Origin of the sequence: Arenicella chitinivorans (assembly GCF_014651515.1) — a bacterium.
GTDB classification, from domain to species: domain Bacteria; phylum Pseudomonadota; class Gammaproteobacteria; order Arenicellales; family Arenicellaceae; genus Arenicella; species Arenicella chitinivorans.
Genome location: NZ_BMXA01000001.1, coordinates 222300 through 240235 on the forward strand (window position 1 = coordinate 222300; position 17936 = coordinate 240235).

16 protein-coding genes are annotated in these 17936 nt (G+C 52.7%); 7 read left to right on the plus strand and 9 right to left on the minus strand.

Translation table 11 applies throughout. From position 1 onward, the window contains the following. Positions 1-15 precede the first annotated feature (15 nt). Together hutG and hutI are read right to left on the minus strand one after the other, a co-directional pair. Positions 16-1005, minus strand: coding sequence for a formimidoylglutamase (gene hutG / locus IE055_RS01090; RefSeq protein WP_189398160.1), 990 nt, complete (start codon positions 1003-1005; stop codon positions 16-18). Further along, a complete protein-coding gene (gene hutI / locus IE055_RS01095; RefSeq protein ID WP_189398161.1) occupies positions 998-2257 on the minus strand; it encodes an imidazolonepropionase in 1260 nt (419 codons plus the stop codon). The genes hutG and hutI overlap by 8 nt, the downstream gene beginning before the upstream one ends. A 97-nt stretch (positions 2258-2354) precedes the next feature. Between hutI and hutC the strand changes: the two genes are divergently transcribed. The 6 genes from hutC to IE055_RS01125 all read left to right on the plus strand — a co-directional run bounded on the left by hutC (position 2355) and on the right by IE055_RS01125 (position 7926). Next, positions 2355-3086: a histidine utilization transcriptional repressor HutC gene (gene hutC / locus IE055_RS01100; protein WP_189398162.1), complete on the plus strand. Its 732-nt coding sequence runs from the start codon at positions 2355-2357 to the stop codon at positions 3084-3086. 37 nt (positions 3087-3123) lie between these two features. Further along, complete coding sequence (gene hutU, locus IE055_RS01105; protein ID WP_189398902.1) at positions 3124-4797, plus strand: urocanate hydratase; 1674 nt, start codon at positions 3124-3126, stop codon at positions 4795-4797. Between the two features lie 21 nt (positions 4798-4818). Beyond that, on the plus strand, positions 4819-6345 hold the full coding sequence (gene hutH, locus IE055_RS01110) for a histidine ammonia-lyase (protein WP_189398163.1): 1527 nt from the start codon (positions 4819-4821) through the stop codon (positions 6343-6345). A 121-nt stretch (positions 6346-6466) separates the two neighbouring features. Next, positions 6467-6733 carry a CopG family ribbon-helix-helix protein gene (locus IE055_RS01115; protein ID WP_189398164.1) on the plus strand — a complete coding sequence of 89 codons (267 nt, stop codon included), beginning with the start codon at positions 6467-6469 and terminating at the stop codon, positions 6731-6733. After that, on the plus strand, positions 6730-7017 hold the full coding sequence (locus tag IE055_RS01120; RefSeq protein ID WP_189398165.1) for a type II toxin-antitoxin system RelE/ParE family toxin: 288 nt from the start codon (positions 6730-6732) through the stop codon (positions 7015-7017). The genes IE055_RS01115 and IE055_RS01120 overlap by 4 nt, the downstream gene beginning before the upstream one ends. Positions 7018-7149: 132 nt before the next feature. Continuing rightward, positions 7150-7926, plus strand: coding sequence for a hypothetical protein (locus IE055_RS01125; protein WP_189398166.1), 777 nt, complete (start codon positions 7150-7152; stop codon positions 7924-7926). 109 nt (positions 7927-8035) lie between these two features. Here the strand turns inward: IE055_RS01125 and acnA are convergent, their stop codons facing one another. After that, positions 8036-10705: an aconitate hydratase AcnA gene (gene acnA, locus IE055_RS01130; RefSeq protein WP_189398167.1), complete on the minus strand. Its 2670-nt coding sequence runs from the start codon at positions 10703-10705 to the stop codon at positions 8036-8038. Here acnA and IE055_RS17920 point away from each other — a divergent pair. Continuing rightward, on the plus strand, positions 10704-10829 hold the full coding sequence (locus tag IE055_RS17920) for a hypothetical protein (protein WP_268244519.1): 126 nt from the start codon (positions 10704-10706) through the stop codon (positions 10827-10829). The genes acnA and IE055_RS17920 overlap by 2 nt on opposite strands. Before the next feature lie 58 nt (positions 10830-10887). On the opposite strand, the gene IE055_RS01135 is transcribed toward IE055_RS17920, so the two are convergent. Genes IE055_RS01135 through IE055_RS01160 form a run of 6 tightly spaced genes read right to left on the minus strand, consistent with a single transcriptional unit; the run spans position 10888 to position 17813 of the window. After that, positions 10888-11787, minus strand: coding sequence for a hydroxymethylglutaryl-CoA lyase (locus IE055_RS01135; protein WP_189398168.1), 900 nt, complete (start codon positions 11785-11787; stop codon positions 10888-10890). Between the two features lie 21 nt (positions 11788-11808). Beyond that, the gene (locus IE055_RS01140) at positions 11809-13794 is read right to left on the minus strand and encodes an acetyl/propionyl/methylcrotonyl-CoA carboxylase subunit alpha (protein WP_189398169.1); all 1986 of its coding nucleotides are present in this window, start codon (positions 13792-13794) and stop codon (positions 11809-11811) included. A gap of 19 nt (positions 13795-13813) precedes the next feature. Continuing rightward, complete coding sequence (locus IE055_RS01145; protein WP_189398170.1) at positions 13814-14602, minus strand: enoyl-CoA hydratase/isomerase family protein; 789 nt, start codon at positions 14600-14602, stop codon at positions 13814-13816. Between the two features lie 2 nt (positions 14603-14604). After that, positions 14605-16215, minus strand: a complete 1611-nt coding sequence (locus IE055_RS01150) for a carboxyl transferase domain-containing protein (protein WP_189398171.1) — start codon at positions 16213-16215, stop codon at positions 14605-14607. A 4-nt stretch (positions 16216-16219) separates the two neighbouring features. After that, positions 16220-17389, minus strand: a complete 1170-nt coding sequence (locus IE055_RS01155; protein WP_189398172.1) for an isovaleryl-CoA dehydrogenase — start codon at positions 17387-17389, stop codon at positions 16220-16222. A gap of 31 nt (positions 17390-17420) precedes the next feature. Then, positions 17421-17813, minus strand: a complete 393-nt coding sequence (locus IE055_RS01160; RefSeq protein WP_189398173.1) for a MerR family transcriptional regulator — start codon at positions 17811-17813, stop codon at positions 17421-17423. Positions 17814-17936 lie beyond the last annotated feature (123 nt).

A 17936-nucleotide genomic window follows, 5' to 3' on the forward strand; every position in this document is an offset into this window, starting at 1 on the left:
CCGCGTTACTACCCGTTAGGTAGACGTTAGATTCATTACCTCATAGATTAATCGTGCCGCCACTCGGGCGGTGCGATTATCTTGGTCCAAGGACGGGTTCATTTCAGCGACATCGAGCATTAACCATTTTACGTTACGTTCCGCGCAGGCATGTTTAACATACTTAAGGGTGTCTAACACAGTGGTTAGCGAGACTCCCAAGGCCGCTGGCGCGCTGACCCCCGGAGCAAGGTCACCGGGAAGGGCATCAAGGCAGACGGTCACATACAAAGCATCCACCTTAGCTACCAAGTCCGCGACCAAGGCTGCGCAGGTGGCCGGTGCGCACTCGTCATCGAGTACAAAGTTGACATTGTGCGACGCAGCAAAGTCGAACAGCGCACGTGTATTGGCGGCCCGGCTAATTCCGATACACGCATACTCAAAAGCAACATCGCGATCTTGGCAGTCCTGGCTAACCTGATAGAACGGTGTCCCAGAGCTGCCCTGCCAAGCGACGCCGTCGGGTGGCGTCCGTAGGTCAAAATGGGCATCGAAATTGAGGATGCCAAGCACCGCGCGCTCTTTGCCGCAATGATCCAAGTAATGGCGTGCACCTTGGTAACTACCCCAAGCTATTTCATGCCCCCCGCCCAAACCAATCACAAATTGTTGGTTACATAACGCGTTGTATACCGCACCGGCATAGGCTCTTTGCGCTGTTTGGAGAGGTTCACGGTCAGCTTGGATTTCGATCTCGATATCGCCGGCATCGTAGCAGGGCGTGGTGTCGTGCCAAGCGAGATTGGCGAGACAGCGACGGATCGCTGGTGGCCCTTCCCGGGCGCCAGTGCGGCCCAGATTGTATTGCACACCGAGATCCGAGGCGAGCCCCACCAGCGTTATCCCTCCGGGGGCAACTGCGCTGGAGTAAGGCTGGACATGCTGGTGCAAACGCAGGCCGGCAGCCCCGCCTTCGGGGTCGGTCCGCCCCTGCCAAAGTTGCTTAAATTGGTGGTCACGCATTTGACATTCGTGCTTGTTTGCTGAGCTTTCCATCTTGCCAGACTGCTGTAGGTCGATGGAAGTTGATTGCGTACGATAGTTCAGCCGGGTGATCAATGCCCCAGAGTGCGAGATCTGCATCTGCACCAACGCGAATAACACCCTTGTCGTGGCACTTCAGTGCACGTGCCGCATGACAGGTTGCACCACGCAGGGCTTCTTCTGGGGTAAGGTCAAATAGCACACAGGCCTGATTCATCGCGTTTAGGAGCGAGGCCATGGGCGCAGTGCCTGGGTTGAGGTCGGATGCGACTGCCATCGCCACGCCTGCCGCGCGCAGTGCGTTGACGGGCGGCTTTTGAGTTTCATGCAGAAAGTAGAAAGCGGCCGGCAATAACACAGCGACCGTGTCCTTCAATACGTGCACATCATCGTTTGCCAGGTATTCGATGTGATCGACGGACATGGCATGGTGTTTGGCGGCTGCCACCGCACCGCGTAAATTGCTAAGTTGTTCTACATGGCCTTTAATCGGGAGCTGAAACGCCTGTGCCGCACGGAACACCTGCTCGCACTGCGCCACGCTGAACCCGATACCCTCGCAAAATACGTCCACCGCGTCGGCCAGACCGGATTCCGCAATAGCTGGTAGCATTTCCTGGCAAACGTGATCGATATAAGCTTGTTTTGGGTTACTTGCAGCTTGAAATTCGGGTGGAACGGCATGTGCGCCGAGAAACGTCGTGCGTACCGTCACGGGGTATTCTTCGCCAAGTCGACGAGCCACCGTTAACATGGCGGTCTCGTGTTGTAGATTGAGCCCGTACCCCGATTTAATTTCTACCGTGGTCACGCCTTCTTCCAGTAGCCGCTCCAGCCTGGGTGCGGACTGCTCGAACAACGCTTCCTGTGACAATGTGCGCGTTGCATTCACGGTCGATACGATACCGCCACCGCGCTGGGCAATGGTTTGGTAAGACTCGCCTTGCAGGCGCCACTCAAATTCCTGTGCGCGATTACCCCCAAAAACGAGGTGTGTGTGGCAATCGATAAGCCCTGGTGTTAGCCATTGCCGTTGTGCGTCGATTTCGTTCGTTGCATGTAAGGTCTCGGCTGCATTTGAATCGCTTTCAATTACCGCGATTTTGCCTGCCGCGAGCCCAATCGTGGCATTGTTAAGCGCGCCGTAGGTGTGTTCAGAATCGCTCAGAGTAGCAACGCGTGCGTTGCGGATTAGCCAGTCGAGCTGTGGTGGTTTGGTCTGCGCGGACATAAATACATCTCAGTTGCGTGGTGCGATTCATACTACTTGTATAGTGTTGTATATACAAGTAGTATGTGCGGCAGATTGTACCGTCGAGATTGACCTTGTGAGCGAACCCAGATACCAAGCGATTAAACAACACCTGCTGGATCAGATCGAGAGTGGAACCCTGACGCCAGGCACGCGCGTGGCATCCGAGAATCGCTTGTCAGAACAGTTCTCCGTCAGTCGCATGACTGCACGGCGCGCGTTGGAGGAGTTGTCGGATGCGGGCTTTTTGTTTCGCAGTCAGGGCTTAGGAACCTTTGTTGCGGATTCAAGACCGATGAGTTCAATGATTGAAATCCGCAATATTGCAGACGAGATTCGTGAACGTGGTCACCGGTTTGCGGTGCAGCAATTGAGATTAGAGGCCTGCGCAGCAACCGACTCTCAGGCGCAATGGCTGGGCTTGAAATCGCCTGCGGAGGTGTTTCGGTCAATGCTGGTATTTTTGGAAAACGAACAGCCTATTCAATTGGAGGAGCGTTTGGTCAACCCCGAACTCGCCCCGGAATACTTGCAGCAGAACTTCGCCAGTATGACCCCGCATGAATACTTGTCGCAGGTCGCGCCACTGACCGAGGCGGATCATATCATCGATGCGATTTTGCCTGCTGAAAGCGGAATTGCGGATCTGCCTAACCATCTCGGCGTAGACACCGTAACCCCGTGTTTACGGGTCTCGCGCCGAACTTATTCATCGCGCGGCATCGTCAGCGTCGCGACCTTGATCCACCCAGGAAACCGTTATCGGCTAGGTGGGCATCTTAACTTTAACCCCAGGTCGTCGATTTGATCGGCGGCTTAACTGATCTGAGTTGACTATGAATACCATGAATTTGAATCGAACTGATATCAAACGCAGTATCAAGGCCGCGACTGGCACTGAACTGAGTGCCAAATCGTGGCTGACAGAAGCGCCGTTGCGTATGTTGATGAATAATCTTGATGCCGAGGTAGCCGAGCATCCACAAGACCTTGTGGTGTACGGTGGAATCGGTCGTGCAGCCCGAAACTGGGCCTGCTACGACAAGATTGTGGAGGTGCTCCGACGGCTGGAAAATAATCAGACTTTGTTGGTGCAAAGTGGCAAACCAGTCGGAGTATTTGAAACGCATGAGAATGCCCCGCGCGTGATTATTGCCAATTCCAACCTGGTGCCGCACTGGGCAAATTGGGAGCACTTTAACGCGTTGGATAAGCAGGGCTTGATGATGTACGGCCAAATGACAGCCGGCAGCTGGATTTACATCGGTTCTCAAGGCATTGTGCAAGGGACATATGAAACGTTTGTGAGCGTTGCAAAGAAGCACTTTGGTGGCGACGCGAGCGGTAAATGGGTGCTAACAGCTGGCCTTGGTGGCATGGGTGGTGCACAGCCATTGGCTGCAACCATGGCGGGATTTTCAATGATCGACGTTGAGGTTGATGAAAGTCGAATCGATTTTCGCATCAAGACGCGGTATCTAGATCAAAAAGCCACCAGCCTGGATCAGGCGTTGGCGATGCTGGAAGAAGCCAAACACGCCGGAAAACCAACCTCGATTGGATTATTGGCCAATGCGGCTGATATTTTTCCTGAGTTAGTGAAACGTGGGATAACCCCCGATGTGGTCACTGATCAAACCAGTGCGCATGACCCATTGAACGGCTACCTGCCGCAAGGGTGGAGTATGCGTCAAGCAGCCGATATGCGTAAGAAAGACGAGGCGGCGGTGGTGAAAGCAGCTAAAGTCTCGATGGCAATTCAAGTGCAAGCAATGCTGACTTTACAGGAGCGCGGTGCGGCAACCCTGGATTATGGCAACAATATTCGCCAAATGGCGTTGGAAGAGGGCGTGGAGAACGCGTTTGATTTTCCTGGCTTTGTGCCGGCGTATATTCGTCCCTTATTCTGCCAAGGTATCGGGCCATTTCGTTGGGCTGCCTTGAGTGGTGACCCAGAGGATATCTATAAGACTGATGCCAAAATCAAAGAGTTGATCCCGGACGATCCACATTTGCATAACTGGCTCGACATGGCACGTGAACGTATCCAGTTTCAAGGTTTGCCAGCGCGAATTTGCTGGGTTGGCCTTAAAGACCGAGCGCGTTTGGGTCTGGCCTTTAATGAAATGGTTGCCAGCGGTGAATTAAAAGCGCCGATCGTAATCGGACGCGACCACCTGGACAGCGGATCCGTGGCGTCACCAAACCGTGAGACAGAGTCCATGTTGGACGGTTCCGATGCGGTATCCGATTGGCCTTTGTTGAATGCGATGCTGAATACTGCCAGCGGTGCAACATGGGTCAGTTTGCATCACGGCGGCGGTGTTGGTATGGGTTTTAGTCAACATTCGGGCATGGTGATTGTGTGTGATGGCACGGCGGAAGCGCAACAACGTGTGGCCCGGGTGCTGCGCAATGATCCGGGCACGGGTGTGATGCGTCATGCGGATGCTGGTTACGAGATTGCGATCGACTGCGCGCGCGAGCAAGGCTTGGATTTACCGATGTTGGATGTTTGATTTTTGCGAGAGAATTAGGAAATGCACACACTACAAATAAACCCCGGAACACTTTCACTGGATGAATTAAGACTGGTGCACCGTCATGCTGTGCAGGTGTCGCTGGATCCGGCGTGTGAAACTGCCATTGAGCACGCTGCAGCCACGGTTGCCAACGTTATCAAAGAACAGCGCACGGTCTATGGTATCAATACCGGTTTTGGTCTATTGGCCAACACCAAAATTGCCCCCGATGAATTGGAGACCTTGCAACGCAGCATTGTGCTCTCACACGCAGCGGGTATTGGTGCTTTTATGTCAGAAAGCACTGTGCGTTTGCTGATGGTGCTCAAAATCAACTCGCTCGCGCGTGGCTACTCGGGCATTCGCCTGTCCGTGATTAATGCGTTGATCCATCTCGTAAACAGTGAAGTCTACCCGGCGATTCCGCAGAAAGGCTCTGTCGGTGCGTCAGGCGATCTCGCCCCGCTCGCGCACATGAGCGCTGTCCTGTTAGGTGAAGGCGAAGCGTTTTATCGAGGTGAGCGTATCTCGGCCAAACGTGCGCTCGAAATAGCCGACATTGAGCCGATCACCCTGGCACCAAAAGAAGGTCTGGCGCTATTGAACGGGACGCAGGCAAGTACGGCATTCGCTTTGCAAGGCTTGTTCTACGCCGAAAATGCGCTTAAATCGTCAACCATTATTGGTGCAATGTCGGTAGAAGCGGCGAAGGGCTCACGGGTTCCATTTGATGCGCGTATTCATGACGCGCGGGGTCATCAAGCGCAAAAAGACGTGGCCAGTGCGTATCGTGCGCTGCTGTTGGAGTCTGAGATCGGTGCCAGTCATTCCGGTTGCGACAAAGTGCAGGACCCCTATTCACTCCGTTGCCAACCACAAGTGTTAGGCGCGTGTTTGCAGCAGATTCGATTCGCTGCCGAGGTGTTGCTGGTGGAAGCCAATGGGGTGTCTGATAATCCACTGGTCTTTGCAGACACGGACACCATTCTCTCGGGCGGTAATTTTCACGCTGAGCCGGTCGCCATGGCCGCTGACATGCTGGCCATTGCACTGGCGGAAATCGGTTCGTTATCGGAACGTCGTATGGCCTTGCTAATCGACTCAAACCTCAGTGGACTGCCGCCTTTTTTGGTTGAAAACGGCGGTGTAAACTCGGGTTTTATGATTGCCCAAGTGACCAGCGCTGCGCTCGCCAGTGAAAACAAAACTCTGGCACATCCAGCCTCGATTGATTCGCTGCCGACCTCAGCGAATCAGGAAGACCATGTGTCGATGGCCACCTTTGCTGGTCGGCGTCTGGCAGATATCTTCGAGAATGTGGCTGGGATTTTGGCCGTTGAATGGCTCGCCGCGGCACAAGGAATCGATTTTCGTCAACCACTCAAAAGCAGCGAACCGCTCGAGCAAGCAAAATCAATTCTGCGCGCCGAGGTTTTGTTCTACGACAAAGACCGTTACTTCGCGACCGATATTGAGCGAGCGGTTGAGTTGCTGCAAAACGAAAAGTTATCGACCGTGCTTGAATCGGGCGTTTTGGGGTTTTAAGTCGACCGTTTGTCCGTAAACACCCAAATTTCTCTAACGGATCTTGGAATGCGGGCCTAGCCTTTATGGTCGTGATTTGTAATACTTTGTATTACAAATCACGTCTTAGCGTAGGTGGAACATGCGTGTTACCAGTATTCGTTTAAATGAAGAGTTAGATAAACCGTTGGAGACTCTGGCAAAGAAGCTGGATCGTAGTAAAAATTACCTAATAAATCAGGCGATTATCGAATTTTTAGCTAAACAGTCGCTAGAAGATTCGCGATGGCAAGACACGCTCGAAGCTTTAGAATCAGTCCGGCAGGGCAGAACAATGAGTGAGAACGATGTGAATGTTTGGCTTAATTCTTGGGGTACTGAAGAGCGAAAACCTAAACCTGAAGTATGAATGTAAGATTTACTTCAGAGTCGGTTAACGACTTGCAGCGCGTCGTCGAGTTTATAGAAGTTAAAAACCCTTTCGCAGCAAAGCGTATAGCAATTGATATCCAAGAGGGCATCGCACGCTTAAAAATTTTCCCCTACTTAGGGTTACCCGTCATAAAAGCAGACAACCCAGAGTTAATCCGTGATCTTTATGTCAGGGATTACACTGTGCGTTACCTCATCGAGGACAAGGATATCTATATTCTTCGAGTCTGGCATAACAGGGAAGCAGAAAAAGATTCTTAGTGTCTCGACATGGTTTGTGGAGCTATATGAAAGATCAAATGCTAGGTTTTAATTCAAGTGTTTTCTTGATTGCTTAGCGCTGCTTAAAAGCCAACCATACATAACCAACGCAATCTGCGAGGCTAAATTTGAATGAGACATAACAACTTGGTGCAGCTTATATCCGGATGGAACGAATGGCTGGATTTGGTTTTGGCTGAAGTGATGAGAGTCAAAGGAGATGAATTCGAGTCTAAGAAGGGGAACCTCGCAGTCTTAATTCCAGCCGTGATGTTTCAATCAAAAGCTATTGCTCAAGTCATAAATCAAGATTATGCAGCCGTCGCATGTTCGGCATTAAGGACATACCATGAGCATGTCGCATTATTGACTGCCCTGTGTCTTACAGACTTCGATGATGATATTCATCAATCCTTTAGCAATAGTAAAGATGTTGCTTCCGCAAATGAATTCTATAGCAAACACCTGTATGGCAAAAAGTTGCCAAATAAACTCCAGCTCGAACATGACAGAAAATTTTCTGATCAGCAGAAGCGACATTTCCCAAAAGCACCGGACTATCTAAAGATTTTTCAAGACTATAAAAACGCATTCAACAAGTACACGCATCCGACGATGAGAAGTTGCATTGACATTAGTCTATCTATGGAAACTGTAATAAGCCTAGAAGAGAGTATTAAACAGTCTGGTCAGCCTCATCAGGCTGAGTTGGATAATATCAGCTTTATGAAACGGCGAGGAATTGAAAACGAGATTTCTATAATCAAGGCGTTCCTCTTTATTCCTAATTCATATTATGAAACTATCTTTGCTGCTCTGAGTCAGGACAAAAAGTTGAGAGCTCAATTCTTGTATCTAAAATCGAATACCTTGACCTACCAACAGACAGAATTAGTTGTGCCTGATTAGATAGCCCTAAAACAACCCAGATTGGGGGAATGGCTGCTACTTCATTATTTCATTAGCGGCAGCCAGAAGATTGTAATCTGTTTATGTTCGGTGCTAGAGAGTTTTTGACTTAGTCCTTCTTCGCTGCCAGCTGGCGTAGCACATAGTGCAGGATGCCACCATGTTGGTAGTACTCAACCTCTTTCGGGGTATCCAGTCTGACGCGGGCTTGGAACGTCGTTGTGTTACCGTCGGCATTAGTGGCAGTGATGGTGACTTGCTTGGCATGGCCGTTTTCAAGTCCGCTTATATCGAACACTTCGTGCCCCGTGAGACCTAAAGATTCAGCGCTTTCACCGGGTATGTAGTTCAGAGGCAGCACGCCCATGCCGACTAAGTTGGAGCGATGGATGCGTTCAAAGCTCTCGGTCAAAACTGCTTTGACGCCTAACAGTAAGGTGCCTTTGGCCGCCCAATCGCGTGAAGAGCCGGTACCATATTCTTTACCGCCCAACACTACCAGCGGTGTGTCATTCTCCTGGTATTGCATGGAGGCATCAAAGATCGACATCACTTCGCCGCTTGGAATATGTGTGGTCCAGCCGCCTTCGGTGCCCGGTGCGAGTTGATTGCGTAGCCGTACATTCGCGAAGGTCCCGCGCATCATAACTTCGTGGTTACCACGACGTGATCCATAGGAATTGAAATCGGCCTTTTGTACACCTTGTTCATTCAAGTATCTTGCTGCGGGACTGTCTGCCGAGATTGAGCCGGCGGGCGAAATATGGTCGGTTGTGATGGAATCGCCCAAGAGTGCCAGGCATCGAGCACCTTGAATGTCCGCTACCGCATCCACATCAATTCCCATGCCCTCAAAGTACGGTGGGTTTCGAATATACGTTGAGTCCTCTTGCCATTCATAGCGTGCCGCTTTAGGGGCATCTACCGCATTCCATTGCGGGTTTCCATTAAACACACTGGCGTAGCTGTCTTTAAACATCTTGGCATTGACTGTGCTGGCGACGACCGATTGGATATCGTGGTTGCTTGGCCAGATGTCTTTCAAAAACACATCGGTACCACTTGAATCTTGCCCAAGTGGTTCATTGTAGAGATCGATGTCCATGCGCCCCGCAATAGCGTAGGCGACTACCAGTGGTGGCGATGCTAAATAATTTGTTTTAACGTCGGCATGGACACGGCCTTCAAAGTTGCGGTTGCCAGACAATACTGATGCGACCACTAGCTTATTGTTTCTCACCGCATCACCAACCGCAGGCGGGAGCGGGCCGGAGTTACCGATACAGGTGGTGCAGCCGTAGCCTACCACGTTAAAGCCAAGTGACTCCAAATCGTCCAGCACATCGGCTTGGCGTAAATACTCGGTCACCACCTGAGAGCCCGGTGCGAGCGAGGTTTTAACCCATGGTTTAACCGTCAGACCCTTGGCCGCTGCGTTGCGGGCCAATAATCCCGCGCCCAACATGACCGCTGGGTTAGAGGTGTTGGTGCAAGATGTGATCGCCGCAATGACGACTGCGCCGTGTTTTAACTCAAATTGTTCATCGCCCTGTTCGACCACCACGGTTTCATTTTGTTCCTCCGTCATTTCGGCCAAGGTGTCGAGAAACGCAGCCTTTGCAGCAGAGACCAATACGCGATCCTGTGGCCGCTTGGGCCCAGCCAGACTCGGTTCCACCGTAGACATGTCCAGACTGAGCAGTCCGGAATAGCGAGCTTCGGGCAGACCGGGTGTGCGGAAATACCCCTGCGCTTTGGCATAGGCTTCCACCAATGCAACCTCGCTGTCGTCGCGTCCGGTCAAGCGCAGATAGCGCAATACTTCGTCGTCGATCGGAAAAATACCGCTGGTGGCCCCATACTCAGGTGCCATATTGGCGATGGTGGCGCGATCCGCCACCGGCAGATGATCCAAACCGTCGCCAAAGAATTCAACAAATTTGCCCACCACACCGTATTCGCGCAGCATTTGGACCACGGTAAGCACCAGATCCGTGGCGGTGGCGCCTTCAGGCAATTGCCCGCTTAGTTTAAAACCAACGGTTTGTGGAATAAGCATCGATATCGGTTGCCCGAGCATCGCCGCTTCGGCTTCAATGCCGCCAACGCCCCAGCCTAAGACACCAACACCATTAATCATGGTGGTGTGTGAATCGGTACCGACCAAGGTGTCTGGGTACGCTAGTAACTTTCCATCAACCTGATTTTCGAACACGACGCGTGCCAGATACTCCAGATTGACTTGGTGCACGATGCCCGTTGAAGGTGGCACGACGGCAAAATTATGAAAAGCGGTCTGGCCCCATTTGAGGAATTGGTAGCGTTCTTTATTGCGCTGAAACTCAATTTTAGCGTTTAGATCCAGCGCATCTTTGGTGCCGTAGTGATCGATTTGCACTGAGTGGTCTATCACGAGCTCCACTGGAGACAGTGGGTTAATTTGTTCGGCGTCGCCACCTAGAGCTTCGACGGCTTCGCGCATTGCTGCCAGATCCACGACGGCGGGTACACCGGTAAAATCCTGTAACAGAACGCGAGCTGGTGTGAAGGCGATTTCCGTGTCGGGTTCGGCGGTGGCGTCCCAATTGAGCAGCGCTTCAATGTCACTGCGAGTGACGTCCACACCGTTCTCCAGGCGCAGTAAATTCTCTAACAGGATTTTTTGGGCAAAGGGGAGTTTATCTATGTTGTGGTCGCCAGCCAGTTTTGGCAGGCTGTAAAACGAATACTCTTTGCCATTGGCCGTAAATGTCGACAGGGCATTGAAAGAATTGCTCATGGATCACTCCGTTGTCAGCGCGGTGGTATGGTGCCGCCAGTTTTTTGACGGCATGCGTGCCAACAGTATGCCATTGTGCTTGTGTGAGAACCATCAAGACGGTTTCGATGTCTCGATTCGGTGAGCCGGAATTCGCTTACCGCAAGGCTAACGCTCGAACCCCAACAGATGTATCTCGCGCCTTAGCCGACGCGCATGGCATTGGCGACCTTCGATTGATTTGGCTTACCGAGGATCTTGGCAATGTTATGACTAGTCTCTACCAGCTTAGGCAGATCAACGCCTGTGGCAAATCCGAGCCCGTGCGTTAAATAAACCACATCCTCTGTCGCGACGTTGCCAGCAGCACCTTTGGCATAAGGGCAACCTCCAAGTCCGCCGACCGAGCTATCCACGGTGCGAATGCCGAGCTCCAGCGCTGTATGGATATTGGCGATCGCTTGGCCGTAGGTATCATGGCAATGGATGGCAAGTTGCGCCGCTGGCACTTCCTCCAACACCGCGTTGAGCATGCGACGAATTGTATTGGGTGTGCCGGTGCCGATGGTGTCGCCCAGCGAGATTTCGTAACAACCGAGTGCAAGTAGCTGCTTGGCAACTCGCGTAACCTGCTGTGGATCGATTGCGCCGTCGTACGGGCAGTCCACCACGCAAGACACATAACCACGGACGGGAATGCCCGCCGCTTTTGCGGCCGCCATAACAGGTTCGAAGCGCGCGATGCTCTCTTCGATACTGCAGTTAATATTTTTCTGCGAGAAGGCTTCCGAGGCGGCACCAAATACCGCGACTTCATCCGCTCGTGCAGCCACCGCCGCTTCAAACCCACGCATATTCGGCGTGAGTGCGGTGTACGCCACGCCGGGTTTTCTTTTTAACTGGTCAAATACCGCGCCGCTGTCGGCCATTTGTGGCACCCATTTGGGCGACACAAAACTGCCAGCTTCGATTTTACGCAGACCAGCATTCGCTAATTGCTCAATCAGCGCCACCTTGTCGGCGACGGAAATGAGCGTCGCTTCATTTTGCAGGCCATCGCGTGGGCCGACTTCGACAATAGTGACGGAGTTTGAATTGCTCATAGTTGGGTTGTAACCTCAGGTTTACGCATCCGCATCAAACTGCAGCAACTCACTGCCGCCATCGACCAGTTGGCCGACCACACAGAAGATCTCTTTAACGATGCCATCAACAGGTGCTTTGATGGTGTGCTGCATTTTCATGGCTTCCATGACCAACAGAACATCGTCGCGCTTTACATGGGCCCCATTGGTGACGCTAACTTCAACGATGGTGCCATTCATCGGCGCTCTAAAATCCCCCGTGTTGCCTTCAGCTTGCTGGCCAATATCTGGCGCGCTGATGTTAAAGACGTAGGGTGTTGGTGAGTTGGCGAACAGGGTGTAGCCGTCGCTGTGCGCCACCACCGTCGCACGCCGCTGATGACCGTTGATGGTCGCGATCAAGAGAGTGTCTTGAATCTCGCCCGACACGAGGTATTTATCTTCGCCCAGCTTGAGTTGATATTCAGTTAGCGATGCGGAGTGGAGCGTCTTGGCTTCAAATGACAGTGGTTCGCCTTGCCAGTCAAACTGCATGGAAAAACTGGCTGGTTGATTGAGTCGCCAATCGGTATTTTGCGTCCAGGGCGACACGGTTTGTGTACCCATATTGTGACGTTTCAATGTGAGATAAAGACTCGCAAGAACTTGGTGTGTGGCGTCTGGAGTGGCGTCACTGAGTAAGTCAGTTTGATGCGTGTCGATAAACCCGGTATCCAATTCGACAGCACGTAGGGCTGGATGCCCAGCCAGAGTATGAAGAAAACTGACATTGGTGTGCAGGCCGTCGATCAGGTAATCGCGCAGAGCCGCACGCAGTCGAATCAAGGCGGTATCTCGGTCCGGGCCCCAGACCACCAGCTTGGCAATCATTGGGTCGTAGAAAGGTGAGACCACATCGCCTTCGACCACACCGGTGTCGACACGCACGTAATCGTTCTCGGTCGGCGTTTGTAAACAGCGCAGTTTGCCCGTGGAGGGCATGAAGTTGTTGGTCGGGTCTTCGGCATAGATGCGTGCTTCAAAAGCATGGCCGTGGATGCTCAATGCTTCCTGTCGCAGCGGCAAAGGTTCGCCCAATGCAACGCGTAACTGCCATTCAACCAGGTCTTGCCCAGTGATCATTTCCGTCACTGGGTGTTCAACTTGGAGCCGCGTATTCATTTCCATAAAATAGAATGAGCCGTCGGCGTCGAGCAGAAACTCTACCGTACCGGCGCCAACATAATCAATCGCCAGCGCGGCACGCACCGCGGCTTCACCCATACGGTGACGTAAGTCTTCAGTGATGCCAGGTGCCGGTGCCTCTTCTAATACTTTCTGGTGGCGGCGCTGAATCGAGCAGTCACGTTCAAACAGGTAGACTGCATTGCCGTGTTGGTCGCAGAATACTTGTACTTCCACATGGCGCGGCTGTTGCAGGTACTTCTCGACCAACATATCGCCATTACCGAAACTGGCTTTGGCTTCACGTTTTGCATCGTCCAGCGCAACGTTGAATTCGCTGCTGTCCCAGACCTGGCGCATGCCTTTGCCACCACCGCCTGCTACGGCTTTGAGTAGAACCGGGTAACCCATCTCATCCGCTGCAGCTTTAAGTACCTCCACAGACTGATCGTCACCATGGTAGCCAGGCACCAATGGGACGCCGGCTTTTTCCATCAACGCTTTGGCTGCGGACTTAGATCCCATGGCGCGGATAGCGCTCGCGGGAGGGCCGATAAAAACTAGGTCGCTTTCCGCACACTGTTCTGCAAAGTCCGCATTTTCGGACAAGAAGCCATATCCCGGATGGATTGCCTGTGCGCCGGTGGCTTTGGCGGCGGCGATTATTTTTTCGCCTCGCAGGTAGGATTCGCTCGATGCCGCTGCACCGATATGAATGGCTTCATCCGCTGACTTAACATGCAAGGCCTGTTGGTCCACGTCGGAATAGACGGCCACGGTGTGAATGTTGAGGCGTCGAGCTGTCTTGATGACTCGGCATGCAATTTCACCTCGGTTTGCGATTAATATTTTCTCAAACATACAGTGCTCAGTGGGCTGCTTATTGTTCGACCCAATTCGGGGCGCGTTTTTGTAAGAAGGCGGTAAGACCTTCCTGGCCTTGTTCCGACACGCGAATGGCGGCGATACGGCGACTGGTGTCTTCGCGTAGTTGCGCTGAGATTGGTTGTGCCGCGACCGTATCGATCAGTGTTTTACAAGCAGTGAGTGCCGCCGGGCTATTACTCAGAAGGGACTTAGTCAGCGTTGTCACTGTGCTATCCAGCTCGTTTGGGCTCACGACCTCATGCACCAGATTCATGTGTTTGGCCTGATGCGCATCGAATCGCTCTGCAGTGAGAAAGTAGCGCCGAGCAATGCGTGTGCCGATGGCGTGTATCACGTAAGGCGAAATAGTGGCTGGAATTAAGCCGAGTTTGACCTCACTGAGACAAAAGCTGGCGCGATCGCTGGCAACCGCCATGTCGCAGCAGCTGACTAGGCCTACAGCACCACCAAATGCAGCACCCTGGACGGCAGCGATCGTGGGCTTTGACAGGCTATACAAGCAATGCAGCATGGTGGCTAAGGCCATTGCGTCAGCATGATTTTCAGCCTCCGTGTAGCTCGCCATACGTTGCATCCAGCCTAGATCAGCACCAGCGGAGAAGCTTTTGCCTTCTGCTGCAAGCACCACAACACGGACGTCGTCATTGCGGTCCAGTTGGGTGAAAACCGCCGTTAAATCCGCGATTACGGTGTCGTCAAAGGCATTGTGTTTCTCCGCACGTGTTAAAGTCACGGTGGCCACGCCCTGGGTGTCAATGTCGAGTCGAATATGATCACTCATATTTACATCCTGAACACGCCAAACTGCGTGTTTTCAATCGGCTTGTTAAGACTGGCGGCAATCGCCAAGCCTAGTACGTCGCGGGTCTGTGCTGGATCAATTACGCCGTCATCCCAAAGTCTGGCGGACGCGAAGTAGGGGTGGCCTTGACGTTCATAGGTGTCGAGGACAGGCTGCTTAAACGCGGCTTCCTCCTCTTTGCTCCAGGTTTCGCCGTTGCGTTCTTTTTGTGTGGCTTTTACCTGCGCCAGTACACCAGCAGCCTGCTCACCACCCATGACTGAAATACGGGCGTTCGGCCACATAAATAAAAAGTTGGGATCATAGGCGCGGCCACACATGCCGTAGTTGCCGGCACCGTAGGAGTTACCGATCAATACAGTGAATTTAGGTACCTTGGCACAGGCCACGGCCGTCACCATTTTGGCGCCGTGTTTAGCAATGCCACCGGCTTCGTATTGTTTGCCGACCATAAAGCCGGTGATGTTTTGTAAGAATACCAAGGGAATTTTTCGTTGCGCGCAGAGTTCAACGAAATGCGCGCCTTTCTGAGCTGACTCGCTGAACAGAATGCCGTTATTGGCTACGATGCCAACTGGGTAGCCGTGAATGTGTGCGAATCCACAGACTAAGGTTGTCCCGAACAGCTGTTTAAACTCATCAAAGCAGGAGTCATCAACCACGCGTGCGATAATTTCACGTACGTCAAACGGCTGGCGCATGTCCTTTGGTACGATGCCATACAGATCTTCGGCTGGATAGCGCGGTGGCTTGCTGGGCTGAATATCCAACTGCGATGCGGTGGAGCGGTTCAAACGACCGACAGCATTGCGGGCAAGCTGCAGCGCGTGATGGTCGTTATTTGCATAGTGATCCGCCACGCCCGATTCACGGCAATGGACTTCGGCACCACCCAGTTCCTGTGCCGATACCACCTCGCCAGTGGCGGCTTTGACCAAGGGCGGGCCAGCGAGAAAAATAGTGGCGTGATCCTTGACGATGATTGATTCATCCGCCATCGCTGGAACATAGGCACCGCCGGCCGTGCATGAGCCCATAACTGCGGCAATCTGCGGTATATTTTGCGCGGACATGTTGGCCTGATTAAAAAAGATACGACCAAAGTGTTCGCGATCTGGGAACACCTCATCTTGGCGTGGCAGGTTGGCGCCACCCGAATCAACTAGGTATACGCAGGGTAAATGGTTTTGTTCCGCGATGGCCTGCGCGCGCAGGTGCTTTTTGACCGTTAAGGGGTAGTACGAGCCGCCTTTAACCGTGGCGTCGTTGGCCACAATCATGCATTCCTTGCCATTGATGCGACCGATACCCGTAATGATGCCGGCGGCCGCAACTTGTTCGCCTGGGTAGCATTCATACGCTGCAAGCTGCGACAACTCAAGAAACGGCGAGCCCGCATCGATTAAGGCATCAATACGTTCACGGACCAGCAATTTGCCACGTGATTTGTGGCGCGCCTGATACTGTTCGCCACCGCCAAGCTTGATTTGTTCGATTAGGGCATGCAGGTCTGAGACTTGTTGCTGCATATGCGCGGCGTTGGCCTCAAACTCCGCGGCTCGGATGTTGACTTTGCTTTGCAGTATGTTCATCGGCTTAGCGCGTCTCGTTGAACAGTTCACGTCCGATCAGCATGCGACGGACCTCGGACGTACCGGCACCGATTTCATATAATTTGGCGTCGCGCAGCAGGCGTCCGGCAGGGTATTCGTTGATATAACCATTGCCACCTAGGGCTTGAATGGTCTGCAGCGCCAGTTGTGTGGCGTGTTCTGCGGTGAACAAAATGACCGCGGCGGCGTCTTTACGACTTTCGTGTTGTGCATCGCAGGCCCGGGCAACCGCGTACAAATAGGCTCGGCTGGCGCTTAACGCTGCGTACATGTCTGCCAGTTTGCCCTGCATCAGCTGAAATTCACCAATCGCCTTATTAAACTGCTTGCGCTCATGCACGTAGGGCACCACCAGATCCATGCAGGCTTGCATGATGCCGACGGGACCACCGGACAAAACGGTGCGCTCATAATCCAAACCGGACATCAACACACGTACCCCGCCACCTTCAAACCCGAGGATGTTTTCTTGCGGCACTTTGCAGTCCTGGAATACCAGCTCGCAAGTGTTGGATCCGCGCATCCCCAGCTTGTCTAGTTTCTGTGCCTGGCTAAACCCCTCGAAGCCGCGTTCGATGATGAACGCGGTTATGCCTTTGGAGCCGCCGTTGACATCGGTTTTGGCATACACCACATACGTATCGGCATCTGGGCCGTTGGTAATCCACATTTTGTTACCGTTTAACACATAGTGGTCGCCGCGCTTGTCAGCACGTAGTTTCATGCTCACCACGTCTGAGCCGGCATTGGGTTCAGACATGGCTAAAGCACCAATGTGTTCACCCGAACAGAGTTTGGGCAGGTAGCGTTTTTTTTGTGCTTCGCTGCCGTTCTTGAAGATTTGGTTGACGCACAAGTTAGAGTGCGCGCCGTACGACAAACCGACTGAAGCGGACGCGCGGCTGATTTCCTCCATCGCGACGACATGCGCGAGATACCCCATGTCACTACCACCGTATTCCTCAGAGACTGTGATGCCGAGCAGGCCCAGATCGCCGAATTTACGCCATAAATCTGCCGGAAAAAGGTTGTCTTGATCAATTTGCGCTGCTCGCGGGGCAATCTCAGTGGTCGCGAATTGCTGCGTCATATCACGCAGCATATCGATTTCTTCGCCCAGAAAGTGTTGCAGAGAAGGGAATGTCGTGGTCATAGTCGTGTGGTGTGATCAGTGGTTGGCGCCTTTAGCCATTGGCGCGTTTGGGTTCCGTAGCCAGTGCCTGTAAGCAACGCTCCTCGGCGTCGCGCAAATCAAGCAACATAAGCTCCAGATCTTTTTGCTGTTCTCTCAATTGAGCACGCTTATTTCGAATTTTGCTCAACAGGGTTTCGAGTTGGTGACGGTTGCCGGCCTCAGGGTCATACATGCGAATGATGCCGCTGCTTTCTTCCAGCGTCAGTCCGAGTCGTTTGCCACGTAAAATCAGTTTTAGCCTAGTGCGGTCGGCAGCGCTGTAGGTGCGAGTTTGTTTGCTGCGGGCCGGTTGTAACAAGCCCTTTTCTTCGTAGAAACGCAACGCACGGGTGGTGACGTCGAATTCTTCTGCCAGTTCGCGGATCGTGTAACGTTTAGACATGTTGGAATGGGTGGGCGCGAACGCGCCTAAGTAACCGTTGTCACACCAGTATACGCAAAAGTTACGTTTACGTAAACGTCAACTAGATGCGCTTAAGTCTGGTGTGTTATCGAGTGCGAATCA